Raw genomic sequence first — 13558 nt, forward strand, 5'->3', positions numbered from 1 at the left:
CACCAGCCGAGAAAATGGCCGCACTGATAAACTCAACCGAAACATAAGAAGTGTTTCCACGACCACTAGAATCCGCCTACATTTTAAATCCCGAAGTAGGCGCGCAGGTCGGCCGCAATGGCATCGAGGCGGTCGGCGTCGGGGGATTCGAGGTAGCACTTCAGCTTCGGCTCGGTACCGGAGGGGCGCACGATGACGCGGTCATCGTTGTCGGTGAAGAACTTGGAGCCTTGGGCGAATTTCTCCACCTTCGCCACGGGCGAGCCAGCCAGTTCGGTGGGCGGGGTAGATGCGACCTTATCCATCGCTTGGGCGATGATGCTGAGGTCATCGACGCGGAAGGTCAGCGGCTGGGTGTAGAGGGCGCCCACGGTGGCGTAAATGCCTTCCAAGCGCTCTAGCAAGGTGGTTCCTGCGGCCTTGCACTCGGCCGCGAGGCTGGCGAGCACTACGGAGGTAGCGACGCCGTCCTTGTCGCGGACAGCGGTGGGGTCGGGGCAGAAACCAATGGCTTCCTCATAACCAAAGGCGAGGTCCGGGGTGCGGGCGATCCACTTGAAACCGGTGAGGGTCTCCTCATGGCCGAGTCCGTAGTGGGCGGCGATACGCCCGAGCAGACGGGAAGAGACGAGCGAGTTGGCGAAGTTGCCTGTCGCACCCTGGCGGGCAAGGTAATCGCCCAAGAGGGCGCCGGTTTCATCGCCGGTGAGCTGGCGCCATGTGCCTGAGGAAGTGGGCACGGCGGCGGCGCAGCGATCCGCATCCGGGTCATAAGCGATAAGAATATCGGCGCCGATCTCCTCCGCGTGGCGGATGCCCAAGTCGAGGGCACCAGGCTCTTCCGGGTTGGGGAAGGAGACGGTGGGGAAATCAGGATCCGGTTGGGCCTGCTCAGGAACCAGAGAGACGCCGAACCCGCAGCGGGTCAGCAGCTTTTCGCCCAAGGCGGCGCCGACGCCGTGCATGGCGGTCAGCGCGATGGTGACATCGGTATGTGCGCCCACAAGCTGCGCGGCGCGGTCGAGGTACTCGGCGCGGGTATCGACGTCCACGATGCTGTCGGTGGATAGCGGGACTTCATCGGCATGGGGTGCCGCGGCGATGGCGGTGGCGATTTCGGCATCGGCGGGCGAAACCAGCTGTACGCCTTCTGCCGGCCCAGTGGCGATGCGGCCTCCCAGGTAGACCTTGTAGCCATTATCGGCCGGCGGGTTATGCGAGGCGGTGACCATAATGCCGGCATCCGCCTTGAGTGAGCGGACCGTGAAGGCGGTGAGCGGAGTGGGGTTCTGCGCGGGTAGAACCAAGGCCTTGCCACCGGCCGCGGAGATGACCTGTGCGGCATCGCGCTGGAACTGCGCGGAGCCGTGGCGGGCATCGCAACCAATGGCTACCACTGGGGTGTCCACGTGCTGCTTAAGCCAGGAGATAAGCCCATAGGTGGTGCGGATGACTACGGCGCGATTCATGCGAGACTCGCCCGGGCCCACGGCGGCGCGCAGGCCTGCGGTGCCGAAGGCGAGGGGACCGGCGGAGGCGGCGGCGAGCTCGTCGGTATTGCCCTCTTCAATCCAGGTCATCACCTGGCGGGCGGTGTCCGGATCTGGGTCGTGCTCGGCCCAGGTGCGGGCGTAGTCATAATCCACGGTGGCGGCCTTCGACATGGCTTAGAGCTCCTCGAGGATCTGGGCGGAGGAAGAAAGACCCAGGCGGGTTGCGCCGGCCTCAATCATGGCCAAGGCATCCTTGGCGGTGCGGATGCCGCCAGAGGCCTTGACTCCTAGTTTTTCGCCTACGGTCTCGCGCATGAGCTTAACGGCGTGCACGGAGGCACCGCCGGCCGGATGGAAGCCGGTGGAGGTCTTGACAAAGTCTGCCTGGGCGGCTGCGGCGGCCTTGCAGGCGAGGACAATGGCGTCGTCGGAAAGCGCGGCAGACTCGATGATGACCTTGAGCACCTTGCCAGGGATGGCATCGCGTACGGCCTGGATTTCGGCCTGCAGTTCCTCGGCGCGGCCCTCGATGGCCAGCGGGATATTGATGACCATGTCCACCTCTTCGGCACCATCAGCAACCGCACGGGCTGCCTCCGCGGCCTTAATCTCCGGCTTCACGGCACCGGAGGGAAAGCCCACGACGGTGGCAATATGCAGCGAATCAGGAACCTCGATGGGTAGGGCAGACGGGGAAATGCAGATGGAATAGGTGCCCAGTTCGGCCGCCTCATCCACCAAGGCGCGGAACTGGTCCGGGGTGGCCTCCGGCTTGAGCAGGGTGTGGTCGATGATGGAAGCAACGTCGGTGCGGGAAGTCATAATTGTTCTCCTTAGCGGGTTAGGCGGGATTCGGAACGGGCCATCTTGAGGTCAGAGACGATATACAGGGCAATGCCGATGGCGGCAACGGCCGCTAGGATCCACAGCACGGTGTTATAGCTGGTGAGGTCCTGCAGCTTGGCGGTATAGGCAATGCCCAGTGGGATGGCGATATTGATGGTCAGGTTATAAAAGCCAATCGCGATGCCGGACTTGGCGGCGGTGATATTGCGCAGTGCGGTATTGACCAGCGGGGCGTACATCAGCGCAAAGCCGGAGGCGAAGGCCACGATGGCCAGGATGAGAATAGCGACGTGGAGCTGTATAAAGAGAGCGGCAGCCACCAGCGCGCCGGCAACCAGGGCGAAGGCGGTGTAGATGGTGGCGTGAGAGGACAAAACGGCACCGATCTTTCCGGAGAAAACGCCGATGAGGATGGCGCAAATATAGCCCGGAATCATCAGCAGGGAGGCCTTATCGATGTTCATGCCGTGCAGGTCATGTGCGGCAAACGGCAGCAGGAAGATAAAGCCCATCTGGGTGGAGTAGACAAAGAAGACCATGAGGATGGTCCACACGTAGCGGCCGTTAGTAAAGAACTCCGGGGTGACCACGGGGTGCTTGGCGCGGCCGATGTGGATGATGAAGCCTACGACGCCGAGGAGAGCAAAAATGAGCCATCCCCAGTTGAATTCCTGCATGAACATGGTCAGGCCGGTGGCAAAGACCGCGATGAAAAACAGGCCCAGGGCATCGAGGTGGCCTTCCACAGCCTCATCTTCTGGCACCAGTTTGATAATCGGCGGGATGGCCAGGATGAGGATGAGCGGGATGAGGAACATCGCCGTCCACGAGACATAGGTGGAAATAAAGCCGGAGGTCAACGCGCCAATGAGCAGCCCGGCTTGGAAGGCGGCGGTGGAAAAGCCGAGGTAGGTCTTCTGATCGGCCTCGCTCAAGTGCTTGGTCACATAAATGACATACAGCGTTTCCGCGGCGGCAAGACCCGTGGTCTGGATGAGGCGGCCGGTGAGCACCATGGGCCAGAAGTTGGAAAAGGCGAAGGCCAAAAGCGAGCCCACGGCGATGAGGATGACGCCGGTGAGCATGAGCTTGCGGATGGAGATGGAATCCGCCAGCGCGGCGTAGACCACGGCGCCGATGCCGATAATCACGCCGGCGAGGGAAGCTTGCAGGGAGGCGGTGGTATCGGAGATGTCGAGCGCCTCGGCGATCGGCATGGTCATCGTCTTAAAGCCGTTATCAATAACCAGCGAGAAGACGAAGACAAAGAGCAGGATAGGTACGGCAACCTTGGGGTTTACCGCGGAGCCTGGCCGCTTGTCCTGCGGGGAAGCGGTGGGGTGAGTGGAAGTCACGGCGGAGAGGATCCTTTTAGTCGAGCGCGTTGAGCGGAAGCGCGAGTTCAATCATGGTGCGGAAGGCGGTCTGGCGCTCTTCCGCGGAGAGGTGGGTATCGTGCACCAGGTTGTCGGAGACGGTGAAAAGCCCCAGCGCGTCCACGCCAGCCTCAGCCGCGGTGGCATAGAGCGCTGCGGATTCCATCTCTACGCCGAGCACACCCATGTGCGCCCAGCGCTCGTTAACGCTCTGGTCAAAGTTGTAGAAGATATCCGAGCTCAAAATATTGCCCACGTGGATGTGGGCCTGCTGCTTTTCGGCCTGGTCCACCAAAGTCTTGAGGAGCTTCCACGAGGCGGTGGGGGCGTAGCTGCCCGGCAGGTTGTACTGGCTCAAGAAGTTGGAATCGGTGGAGGCGGACGAAGCGACGATGACATCGTGCAGCTCAATGTCTTTCTGCATGGCGCCAATGGAACCGACGCGGATGAGCTTTTTTACGCCGTAGTTGTGGATGAGCTCCCAGGAATAGATGCCGATGGAGGGAATGCCCATGCCGGAGCCCATGACGGAGATGGGCTTGCCGTTAAAAGTGCCGGTAAACCCCAGCATATTGCGTACACCGTTGAACTGGACGGTATCTTCCAGGAAGTTCTCGGCGATGAACTTCGCGCGCAGCGGGTCACCGGGCAGGAGGATGGTTTCCGCAATGGGCGCGCCCTGCGGATTGATGTGTGGGGTGGCAATATCCGTAGCGGACATATCTTCGCTCCTTGGTATGGGGAGGGGGATTTTACAGACCAAGCTTAAACCCTCAGGACCCCGAGTCAATGGGACTATTTGCAGCTTTTTAGCAACCGTGGAGAGCCTCAGCGCACCCAGTCCACGCTTGCCGACGCCCCCTTTTCCTACAACTGCCCAATCCACATGCCTTCGCACGGCTGCCGGCGCACGGTAGGAGGCGGAGCCGAGCAGCCCGCAGGGGTGGGCTGCCATGCCGTTTCTCTAACTGCCTTCAATAGGCGCGAAAAGGTGCCACAAGAACTATGCATTTTTACGCTCTGACATGGCGATTTGTGTAAAACGTTGAAAGCAGGTTAGATTATTGGAGTCCGCAACGGAGAGCACAACGAAATAGCGATGTGTTCAACGCTAGGATGTGCCCCCTTAGCTCAGTCGGCAGAGCGTTTCCATGGTAAGGAAAAGGTCGACAGTTCGATTCTGTCAGGGGGCTCCATTCATGTTTGGAGGAAGGGACTCCTCCGAGGTGAATATGGCGGTGTAGCTCAGTGGTAGAGCAAGCGACTCATAATCGCTGTGTCGCGAGTTCAATTCTCGCCATCGCTACCGGGAAAGAAAGGCGCCCGCAGGGCGCTTTTTTATTACCGCGCTGAAGACAATCCAGGCTGTGCCTAGTTGCCTAGTTTCGGATTGGAACTATGGCTCTGGTAAGGTCTTCAACGCTTGATGCTTAGGCATTGAGGAATAAAAGAATAGGGGCGTGGCGCAATTGGTAGCGCAACGGTCTCCAAAACCGTAGGTTGCAGGTTCGAGTCCTGTCGCCCCTGCACAGTAAACCCCCGTCATCTGGCATCAGGTGGCGGGGTTTCTTCATGCCCTAATTTCTTCGTGGCGCTTGGCCCACGCACATGTTGTCAAGGCCACGCCTTGCAAATGCCGTGGTCAGCTTTTCATGCTGGGCGAGCTTTGCTAGGGTTGACAAAGTTATGGAGGTGCGCGTTAAGCGCCCTATTAGATTTAGTTCCCAAGGAGGGTTAGCTGTGAGCGATGAGCAGCAGCCGAAGAATTCGGGTGCATCGCGCCCGACCGGTAAGCGTCAGCTCTCTGGTGCGGCTACCACGTCCTCCGCGGACTACGCCGATAAGCACGTCGTCCGCGTAGAGGATAAGAACCACGATGACACCCCAGGTGGGGGCGTAGCCGCTTTCCCTGGCGAGGTTGCATCCGAGATGAAGAAGGTGGTGTGGCCTACCGCTAAGGAGATGCTGCAGTACACCCTCATTACCTTTGCGTTCCTTATCGTGCTGACCGCTTTGGTCTGGGGCGTTGACACCCTGGCTGGTCTCGGAGTTGAGCAGGTTCTCTCTGATAAGTAAGATAGCTGCATAACCTTTTATCCCGCTGTTTCCGCTTTAAGGAACGGCGGGATACTTTTTGCCCATACGCGGGCGGGTAGGCTGGTCCTACGCAACGCGCCGAGGAATATTTGGAGTAAGAATTATGAGCGACGAGAATAACGTCGAAACCGTAGGCACCTCGCTGGAAGAGGCAATGCAGTCCAACGTGCAGGAGCAGGCGGCAGAGCACGCTAGCTCCGTAGAAGAAGCGCAGCAGGAGGATGCTCCCCCAGCCGCTTCGGCAGCGGAAGAAACTGAAGGAACGGCTGAGTCCACCGACGCTGCAGGCGAGTCCGCCGAGTCCACCGACGTAGCGGAACCGGCAGCGGCCGAAGCTGAAGCCGAGGGCGTAGCCCCTGAGGCTGGCGAAGACGAGTCCGAGGATGCCGCCTACCGCAAGCGCCTGCGCGCCTTTACCCGCGAGCTGAAGAAGCAGCCGGGCCAGTGGTACATCATTCAGTGCTACTCCGGCTACGAAAACAAGGTAAAGACCAACCTGGACATGCGCGCCCAGACCCTCGAGGTAGAAGATTCCATCTTCGAGGTCGTTGTTCCTATTGAGCAGGTCCTGGAGACCAAGGACGGCAAGAAGAAGATTGTGAAGCGCAAGCTGCTGCCGGGCTACGTCCTGGTTCGCGCTGAGCTTAACGACGCCGCATGGTCCGTCATCCGCGAAACCCCAGGCGTGACCTCCTTCGTGGGCAACGAAGGCAACGCCACCCCGGTCAAGACCCGCGACGTAGCTAAGTTCCTCATGCCCAACGAGGCGCCGTCCACCAAGGGCGATGCTGCCCCGAACGAGGCAGAGGGCGAGCAGGTTGTGGATATGCCGGAGAAGGAAGTGGCCAAGAAGTACGCGCACGACTTCGAGGTGGGCGAGGCAGTGACCATCCTGTCTGGACCGCTGGCCGCCGTATCCGCGACCATTTCCGAGATCGACCCGGAGACCGGCAAGATGCAGGGCTTGGTGTCCATCTTCGGCCGCGAGACCCCGGTGGAGCTGTCGCCGACCGAGATCGAGCGCATCTCCTAAAAAGTGATTTTGTGCAGGGCGCACGGTGTTCTAAACTGGAACGCCGTGCGCCTTTGGCGTGCGTATAAGAAAACGTTTCATCCTCCGGTGGCCCACTGAAGGTGAGCATCCGGACGGGATCCCGTTATTCATCGTGGCGGACATCCCGGTAACACAGGAAAGAGGTAATTCGATGGCTCCTAAGAAGAAGGTATCCGGCTTCATCAAGCTGCAGATCGAGGCAGGCGCCGCTAACCCGGCACCGCCAGTTGGCCCGGCACTGGGTGCCCACGGCGTCAACATCATGGAGTTCTGCAAGGCTTATAACGCCGCTACCGAGAACCAGCGTGGCAACGTGGTTCCGGTTGAGATCACCGTCTACGAGGACCGTTCCTTCGACTTCAAGCTGAAGACCCCGCCAGCAGCTAAGCTGCTGCTGAAGGCCGCTGGCATCCAGAAGGGCTCCGGCGTCCCACACACCGACAAGGTCGGTTCTGTGTCTTGGGATCAGTGCAAGGAAATCGCAGAGACCAAGTTTGCGGACCTGAACGCACGTGACATCGAGAACGGCGCTCGCATCATCGCCGGTACCGCCCGCTCCATGGGCATCACCGTTGATGGCGCACCGGAGAAGTAAAAACTTTATGTGGTAGGGCCAGCTACGGCCCGCCAAACACCACACCAATCCAGAAAAGGAATTGTTAAATGAGCACCAAGTCTAAGGCTTATAAGGCCGCTGCGGAACTGGTAGATAAGTCCCGCCTGTACCGTCCGATCGAGGCCACCAAGCTGGCTAAGGAGACCTCCTCCAAGAACTTCGACGCCACCGTTGACGTCGTCTTCCGTCTGGGCGTTGATCCGCGCAAGGCTGATCAGCTGGTTCGCGGCACCGTTTCCCTGCCTAACGGCACCGGTAAGGACGTTCGCGTTGCTGTCTTCGCTGAGGGCGAGAAGGCTACCGCCGCTCAGGAAGCTGGCGCTGACATCGTCGGCACCGCTGAACTGATCGAGCAGATCAACGAGGGCAACATCGACTTCGACGTTGCTATCGCTACCCCGGATCAGATGGCCAAGGTCGGCCGCGTTGCCCGCGTCCTGGGCCCGCGTGGTCTGATGCCGAACCCGAAGACCGGCACCGTTACCGCAGACGTTGCTAAGGCAATCTCTGAGGTTAAGGGCGGCAAGATCTCCTTCCGCGTTGATAAGGCTGCTAACCTGCACGCCATCATCGGCAAGGCATCCTTCGACGCTGAGAAGCTGGCTGAGAACTACGGCGCCCTCATGGACGAGATCCAGCGCCTGAAGCCTTCTTCCGCTAAGGGTATCTACATCAAGCGCGCTACCATCTCCACCACCTCCGGCCCGGGCATCCCGGTTGACGGTTCCGTGGTTAAGGGCTACACCGAGTAAATCGGTTTAGCGCACTGCGCTTAAAGCTAAAGGGCTTCGAGGAATTCCTCGAAGCCCTTTTGCTATGTTGTGAACCGCAGGCAGTTAAGTGGCATCGATATCGTCTGGCACCCAGTCGCCGTCGTCGAGGTAAACGTTGCGCGCCAAAGGAATTTGGTGCGAAGCAGACTCGAGGATGTGCATAAAATATCCGGCTGTATTCGGAATGGCGAGGGTATCTCCCACGGCAATGCCATCCGGGAAGTCCAGTTCGCGGCGCAGGATAACCTCGTCTTCAATGCAGTAGGCACCCACCACAAAGCCGGTGCGTGACTCACGGGAGATTTCCTTTACCGGCCCAGCCGTAGGTACCAAGAGAGGATCTAGCAGGATGTCATCTGCGGCGGTCCGGCACTGGGTGCGATTCATCGCCACGCCGATCAGGGGCAGGCCATCGGAGCGTTCTTTGAGAAAGCTCACCTCGGCGAGGATGACTCCACAGCCGTCGAGCAAGCTGCGGCCGGGCTCAAGATGTAGGGCGATGTTCCGCTCGCGCAGCTCCTTGCCAGCGGTGCCGTAGCCGGGGACCTCACCGGAGAGGAGCTGGTCCAGCCACTGACCGCGCGTAGGCTCCTGCCAGAAGGGGTAAGTATTGGACAGTGGATCCGCTTTCCACGTAAAGGGTTCCCCGGTACCAGCGCGTTGGGAGGCGATGCGCTCGAGGTAATTCTCCCACTGCTCGCGGGATTCTAGGTAGCTCATGGGCACCCCGCCGCCGATATCGATGAAACTAGCGGGCTGGCCCAATGTGCGGAGGTGCTCGACCAAGGAAATTGCCTCTGCCAGGGCGGTTCGGCGGTCGGCTTCGCTATAGCCGTGCAGGTGCACGTGGACGCCTACAGCACGAAGTTCCTTTGGCCACTCGGCTTGCCGCCATGCCGGCAGCCTCTCCCCAAAGCGAGTGGGGGGTAGGGAGTTTGGATCTGGAGCGAGGCGTGGTGCCACGTGGGCGGTGGTGTCTAAATCCCTCGCGATGGCGGCGATGCGGCGGGATTCGGCGCGAGAATCACAAGAGATAGTGACGCCTCGCGAAACCGCGAGGTGGAGCAAGCCATCTGTTTTGATAGCGGCGCTGAGGATGATGCGCTCTGGGGCGACACCGCGGTTGAGCACTTGGCGGAGCTCGTTCTCGCTGGCTACATCCACCCCGAGCCCGGCATTGCGTGCAGCATCGACAAAACACAGAGCCTTATTGGCCTTGCGTGCGAAAAACACCTGAGTCTCCACGCCGTGGGAAGCGCCCGCGTCGAGCAGCTCTTGGGCATTGTGGCGCAGCGGAGCGGGATTCAACACGTTCACCGGAGAACCGTAACGCGAGGTTAATGCGCTGACGTGCTGCGGGTTTTCGACGAGCTCACGCATCCACCGTTCCCACCGGGCGCGCAAGGGGACGGTGCCGTGGACGGGTAGTGGGTCTACGGGAGTGGTGGTCATGGGTTTCCTACTTTCTCCGCCCAGCGGGGGATGTCATCGTGCACGGAACGGTTAAGGGAGTCATGGCCGGGCAGGGAGATCTCATTCATCCGGCCAATTTCCACTACGCCAGGAACGTCGTGGAAGGGGGAGGGGGTGGCTTGCGGAGCAACGGTGGCGTCAATAAGCAGGTCCACGCCGCCCTGCTCCCGCCAGGAATCTATCTGCTCAGGCGTGCCTAGGTAGTGGGTATTCACCACACCGGAGTGGATCAGCTCGAGCAGGCGCTTGGCTGTGACCGGTGGCGGACCAAAAGCCACGCGCTCAAGGGTGCGTGAAAGCTCGCGGAAGCCGGGCATGGGTCCATGTGCCTTGTGCCAATCGACGCATTCTTGAAATACCCCACGAAACGCCGCGCCTACGGCTGCGGCCGGGGTGAGTGGACCGGTACCTTCGGCCGCACGTAGGGAAGCCTCGAGCTCAGCGACAGCATCGCCAGTGAAATCCTGACCGTCGATAACGGCGGCGAGGTCTGCAGTTGAGAAGTCACCGAATTCGCCTGCAGCCCCGATGAGGATCTCACGCAGCTCCGAAGCGTTGTCGATATGCGCGCAGGCCTGCCGCCAGCGCGGTGACACCTCCGGCAGCGGTGTCTGCGGGGAGGGCTTTACCTCCATGAAGCGCCCGCTGCGGCTAACCGGGTAGATGGTTTCGGCGGTATCGCCATACAGCAGGCACACATCGATGAAGCTCAAGGCGGCACCGCGTACGCCGATTTGCCGTGCGGAGCTCGGAAGATCGGCACCGAAGTAAAGACCGGTGACCGGTACGCAAGAGGCCTCATAGGCCAAAGACTCAGCGTGGAGATGGTCGTGGCCGGTGCAGACCAGGACTTCGTCGAAGGGGGAGCCATCGACCATGAACCCTTCTCTTTCGGCGCTTACCGCGGTCACGCGGTGCTGCAGGTGCCGAATGCGAACGTGGGCTGGCGCGCGGCGCACTGCTGCAGACCAGGTATCGGCGAGGAATTGGCCCACCTGGGCCCGCGGCGGGAAGGCATCGGTGTTGTCTTCACCGCGGCGGGTGCGCCAGGCGTTGAAACTATCGTGGGCAGTGGTGACGATGGCGCAGTTGACGTTGAGGTGCCACTGCGGCGGCTGCTGCGGACGGTAAACGGCGCCTGCACCGGCGGGGTAGGGGTCAAAGACGGTGACATCGAGTGGAACGCGGGCGCGCTCGAGGAGTTCCTCGACGGCCCACAGGCCACGCGGGCCAGCTCCAATGATGGCAATGCGGCGGGCAGAACGAGAAGAGGTCACTGCGCCGACCCTTCGATGCGCGCCGCGAGTTCAGAGGGCGAAATGTCGAAGTTTTCGCACACCCAGGAGTCGTTATAAATGGTGTCGAGGTAAGGCTGGCCGGCGTCGTGCAGCACGGCAACCACTTCAGCCCCTGCCGGTAGGGAGGGCGCGAGGCGCTGGAAGGCGGCGATGACGGCACCACCGGAAGCGCCAGGCAGTAGGCCCTCTGCTTGAGCGAGCTGCCGGGCAGCAACGATGGCATCGAGGTCCGGAACCCTCTCCACGGAAGAAGGCGAAAACTTGGTGGATAGTTCGGTTACGATTCCGGCGCCATAGCCAGGCAGCATGCGGGTGCCACGCTCACCACCAAAAAGCACGGAGCCTTCCGCATCAACGCCGATTGTGTGGGTGTCGGCGCCCAGCTCGGAGAGCTTGCGTACGCAGCCGCCAAGGGTTCCGGTGGTGCTCATAGCCACGAGCAGATGACTGGGCGCCTGACCGAGCTGGTCCAGAATCTCAGTCATGGTGCCTTCCGCGTGGGCGTGGAAGGCGGCTTCATTGGAATACTGGTTGAGGTTGAAAGACTCGGGGATCTCTTCCAAAAGCTCGGCCACGCGGGTGCGGCGGGCGGTGAGCCAATCGCCGGTTTCTGGATCGGGGTGGTCGAGCAATTCCACGTGTGCGCCGTAGGCCCGCATGGTAGCTACCGTGGAGGCGTTGACCCGCGGATCTACCACGCAGTGGAACTTCATCCCCTGGAGCGGGGCTTGGCGAGCTAGAGCCATGCCCAGGTTGCCGGAGGAAGATTCCACCAGCGTCGAACCCGGGCGGATATCGCCGGCTTCGAGGCCTGCCTGGATAAGGGCTCGGGCGGTCCGGTCTTTTGCAGAACCGCCGAGGTTGAATTGTTCGAGTTTGAGATAGAGGTGGACATCCGGCCGGGGGCTAATCGCCTCCACTCGCATGAGTGGGGTGTTGCCAATCGGCGGGTGCGCTTGAGAATGAATCCTGGGGCTCATCATTAGCCCCATGGTAGACCTTTACGTCCACCTTTTCCGCCGGCCTAGTCTTTGATCTCCGCATAGGCATCGAGCACGGCTTGGCGTGATTCCTTTAGGTCCACGATGGGCGGGGCGGACAGCGCGGGTGCCCAGCGGCGCACGTACCCGCCCTTAGGGGGCGAAGCGCTGGGCCTGCGTTTCGGGGTTGAAGATGCGAAAGAAAGGCGCGGCATCATCGCCGGAACCGGCCACCCACTGCCAATTAAAAGGATTGGAGACGGCATCGGCGTCCACCAAGGTGTCCCAGAAACATTCCTCGCCCAGGCGCCAGTGGATGCCCAGGTTCTTGGTGAGGAAGGAGCCCACCACCATGCGCACGCGATTGTGCATATACCCGGTGGCCCATAGCTCGCGCATTCCGGCGTCGACAAGCGGAATGCCCGTAGTGCCGGCCTGCCAGTCCTTGAGCCGCGGGTCGTCCCAGGACCAGTCGAAGCGGTCGAATTTCTCCCGCACGTTCTCGGTGGCGAGATTGGGTAGGTGGTAGAGGCGGTGCCAGGCAAAGTCGCGCCACAGCAGCTCGGAATGAAACTTTGCGGCCTCTGGCTCCTCGGCCGCGGCGAACCACACCTCGCGCGGAGAGACCTCGCCAAAGCGCAGGTGGGGCGAGAGTAGGGAGGTGGCATTGAGCGCGGGGATATCGCGTTCCTCGGCGTAGTTGGCCAGGTCCAGTTGGGCTAGTCGCTCGCGCGCCCCAGCCTCGCCGGGCGTCCAGTGCTCGGCCAGCGATGCCGCCCATGCCGGTTCGGTGGGCTTGGGCCAGGCAGATGCACTGCTTGCCGACGCCCCCATCTCCGGCACCCCCTCCGGTTCATCTCCCGCCACCTGGAAGGCGGCGGCCTTGGAGAAGGGAGTAAAGACCTTATAGGGCTGGCCTTGGCCATTGGTGACCTCCCAGGGCTCGACCAAGGTGAAGCCGGGCGAGGACGTCGCGGTGATGCCCTGGGAGGCCAGGGTTTCCTTGACGGTGGCATCGACCTCGCGCAGCGGGCCGTGGTAGCGGCGGGTCCACGTCACGGTGGTGGCGCCCAGTTCTGCGGCTAGGCGGGGGATTTCCTCGCGGGCATCGCCGGCGGCGCGAATGAGTTCTACGCCGTGGTCGGCAAGGTCGCGGGCGAGGGCATAGAGGGAACGCTCGCGCCACCACGTGGTCGCGCCGCCCAGCGGGCGGGTTCCGGGATAGGCGGGCTCGTCGAGGACGACGGCGACCAAGGGGACGTCGCCAAGCGAGGCGGCCTCGGCCGCGCGGGAAAGGGCCTGGTTATCGTGCAGGCGCAGGTCATCGCGGAACCACATCAGGCTGGTCATAGCGGCCATGCTACGCGGAGCACACGGCGATTTGGAGAAACCGCGGGTGGGGAGGTAGTGTTTTCCACGAAGTTTGAACGGCCACTTCACGGCCGAGTCAAAGTTCACCGAAGACCGTTGGTCATCCATTTGGATCGAAGGTTCTCCATCCTAGGAGGCGGCCCACGCAGGAGACACTTTGCGATTATTCGCGGCATTCTCT

Annotated in this window: 12 protein-coding genes and 3 tRNA genes; 7 read left to right on the top strand and 8 right to left on the bottom strand. The window is 61.4% G+C overall.

Annotated features, from left to right (window positions below):
• Positions 1-83 precede the first annotated feature (83 nt).
• From QP324_RS02050 to deoD, 4 genes are read right to left on the bottom strand one after another with little or no spacing between them, the layout of a single operon-like run.
• Positions 84-1664, bottom strand: a complete 1581-nt coding sequence (locus QP324_RS02050; protein ID WP_284814225.1) for a phospho-sugar mutase — start codon at positions 1662-1664, stop codon at positions 84-86.
• Positions 1665-1667: 3 nt separating this feature from the next.
• Positions 1668-2315, bottom strand: coding sequence for a deoxyribose-phosphate aldolase (gene deoC / locus QP324_RS02055; protein WP_284814226.1), 648 nt, complete (start codon positions 2313-2315; stop codon positions 1668-1670).
• Between the two features lie 11 nt (positions 2316-2326).
• On the bottom strand, positions 2327-3694 hold the full coding sequence (locus QP324_RS02060; protein WP_284814228.1) for an MFS transporter: 1368 nt from the start codon (positions 3692-3694) through the stop codon (positions 2327-2329).
• Positions 3695-3710: 16 nt separating this feature from the next.
• A complete protein-coding gene (deoD, locus tag QP324_RS02065) occupies positions 3711-4436 on the bottom strand; it encodes a purine-nucleoside phosphorylase (RefSeq protein WP_284814229.1) in 726 nt (241 codons plus the stop codon).
• A gap of 399 nt (positions 4437-4835) precedes the next feature.
• Between deoD and QP324_RS02070 the strand changes: the two genes are divergently transcribed.
• From QP324_RS02070 to rplA, 7 genes are all read left to right on the top strand, one after another.
• A tRNA-Thr gene (locus tag QP324_RS02070) sits at positions 4836-4911 on the top strand.
• Between the two features lie 38 nt (positions 4912-4949).
• Positions 4950-5021: transfer RNA gene (locus QP324_RS02075), tRNA-Met, on the top strand.
• Between the two features lie 148 nt (positions 5022-5169).
• A tRNA-Trp gene (locus QP324_RS02080) sits at positions 5170-5242 on the top strand.
• Positions 5243-5455: 213 nt separating this feature from the next.
• Positions 5456-5791 (top strand): preprotein translocase subunit SecE, encoded by a 336-nt coding sequence (secE, locus tag QP324_RS02085; RefSeq protein ID WP_049378843.1) that lies wholly within the window; start codon positions 5456-5458, stop codon positions 5789-5791.
• Between the two features lie 124 nt (positions 5792-5915).
• Positions 5916-6845: a transcription termination/antitermination protein NusG gene (nusG, locus tag QP324_RS02090; RefSeq protein ID WP_269953677.1), complete on the top strand. Its 930-nt coding sequence runs from the start codon at positions 5916-5918 to the stop codon at positions 6843-6845.
• Positions 6846-7017: 172 nt separating this feature from the next.
• A complete protein-coding gene (gene rplK, locus QP324_RS02095) occupies positions 7018-7461 on the top strand; it encodes a 50S ribosomal protein L11 (RefSeq protein ID WP_049358678.1) in 444 nt (147 codons plus the stop codon).
• A 68-nt stretch (positions 7462-7529) separates the two neighbouring features.
• Complete coding sequence (gene rplA, locus QP324_RS02100; protein WP_049383568.1) at positions 7530-8234, top strand: 50S ribosomal protein L1; 705 nt, start codon at positions 7530-7532, stop codon at positions 8232-8234.
• 84 nt (positions 8235-8318) lie between these two features.
• Here rplA and QP324_RS02105 read toward each other — a convergent pair whose 3' ends face one another.
• From QP324_RS02105 to QP324_RS02120, 4 genes are all read right to left on the bottom strand, one after another.
• On the bottom strand, positions 8319-9707 hold the full coding sequence (locus tag QP324_RS02105) for a Y4yA family PLP-dependent enzyme (RefSeq protein WP_284814233.1): 1389 nt from the start codon (positions 9705-9707) through the stop codon (positions 8319-8321).
• Positions 9704-11005, bottom strand: a complete 1302-nt coding sequence (locus tag QP324_RS02110; RefSeq protein WP_284814234.1) for an FAD/NAD(P)-binding protein — start codon at positions 11003-11005, stop codon at positions 9704-9706. The genes QP324_RS02105 and QP324_RS02110 overlap by 4 nt, the downstream gene beginning before the upstream one ends.
• Positions 11002-12018, bottom strand: coding sequence for a pyridoxal-phosphate dependent enzyme (locus tag QP324_RS02115; protein WP_284814236.1), 1017 nt, complete (start codon positions 12016-12018; stop codon positions 11002-11004). Before QP324_RS02115 ends, QP324_RS02110 begins: the two co-directional genes overlap by 4 nt.
• Before the next feature lie 141 nt (positions 12019-12159).
• Positions 12160-13356 carry a deoxyribodipyrimidine photo-lyase gene (locus tag QP324_RS02120; RefSeq protein ID WP_336620581.1) on the bottom strand — a complete coding sequence of 399 codons (1197 nt, stop codon included), beginning with the start codon at positions 13354-13356 and terminating at the stop codon, positions 12160-12162.
• Positions 13357-13558: the final 202 nt, after the last annotated feature.

The organism is Corynebacterium sp. UMB0012 (assembly GCF_030216265.1).
In the GTDB taxonomy this organism is placed as follows: domain Bacteria; phylum Actinomycetota; class Actinomycetes; order Mycobacteriales; family Mycobacteriaceae; genus Corynebacterium.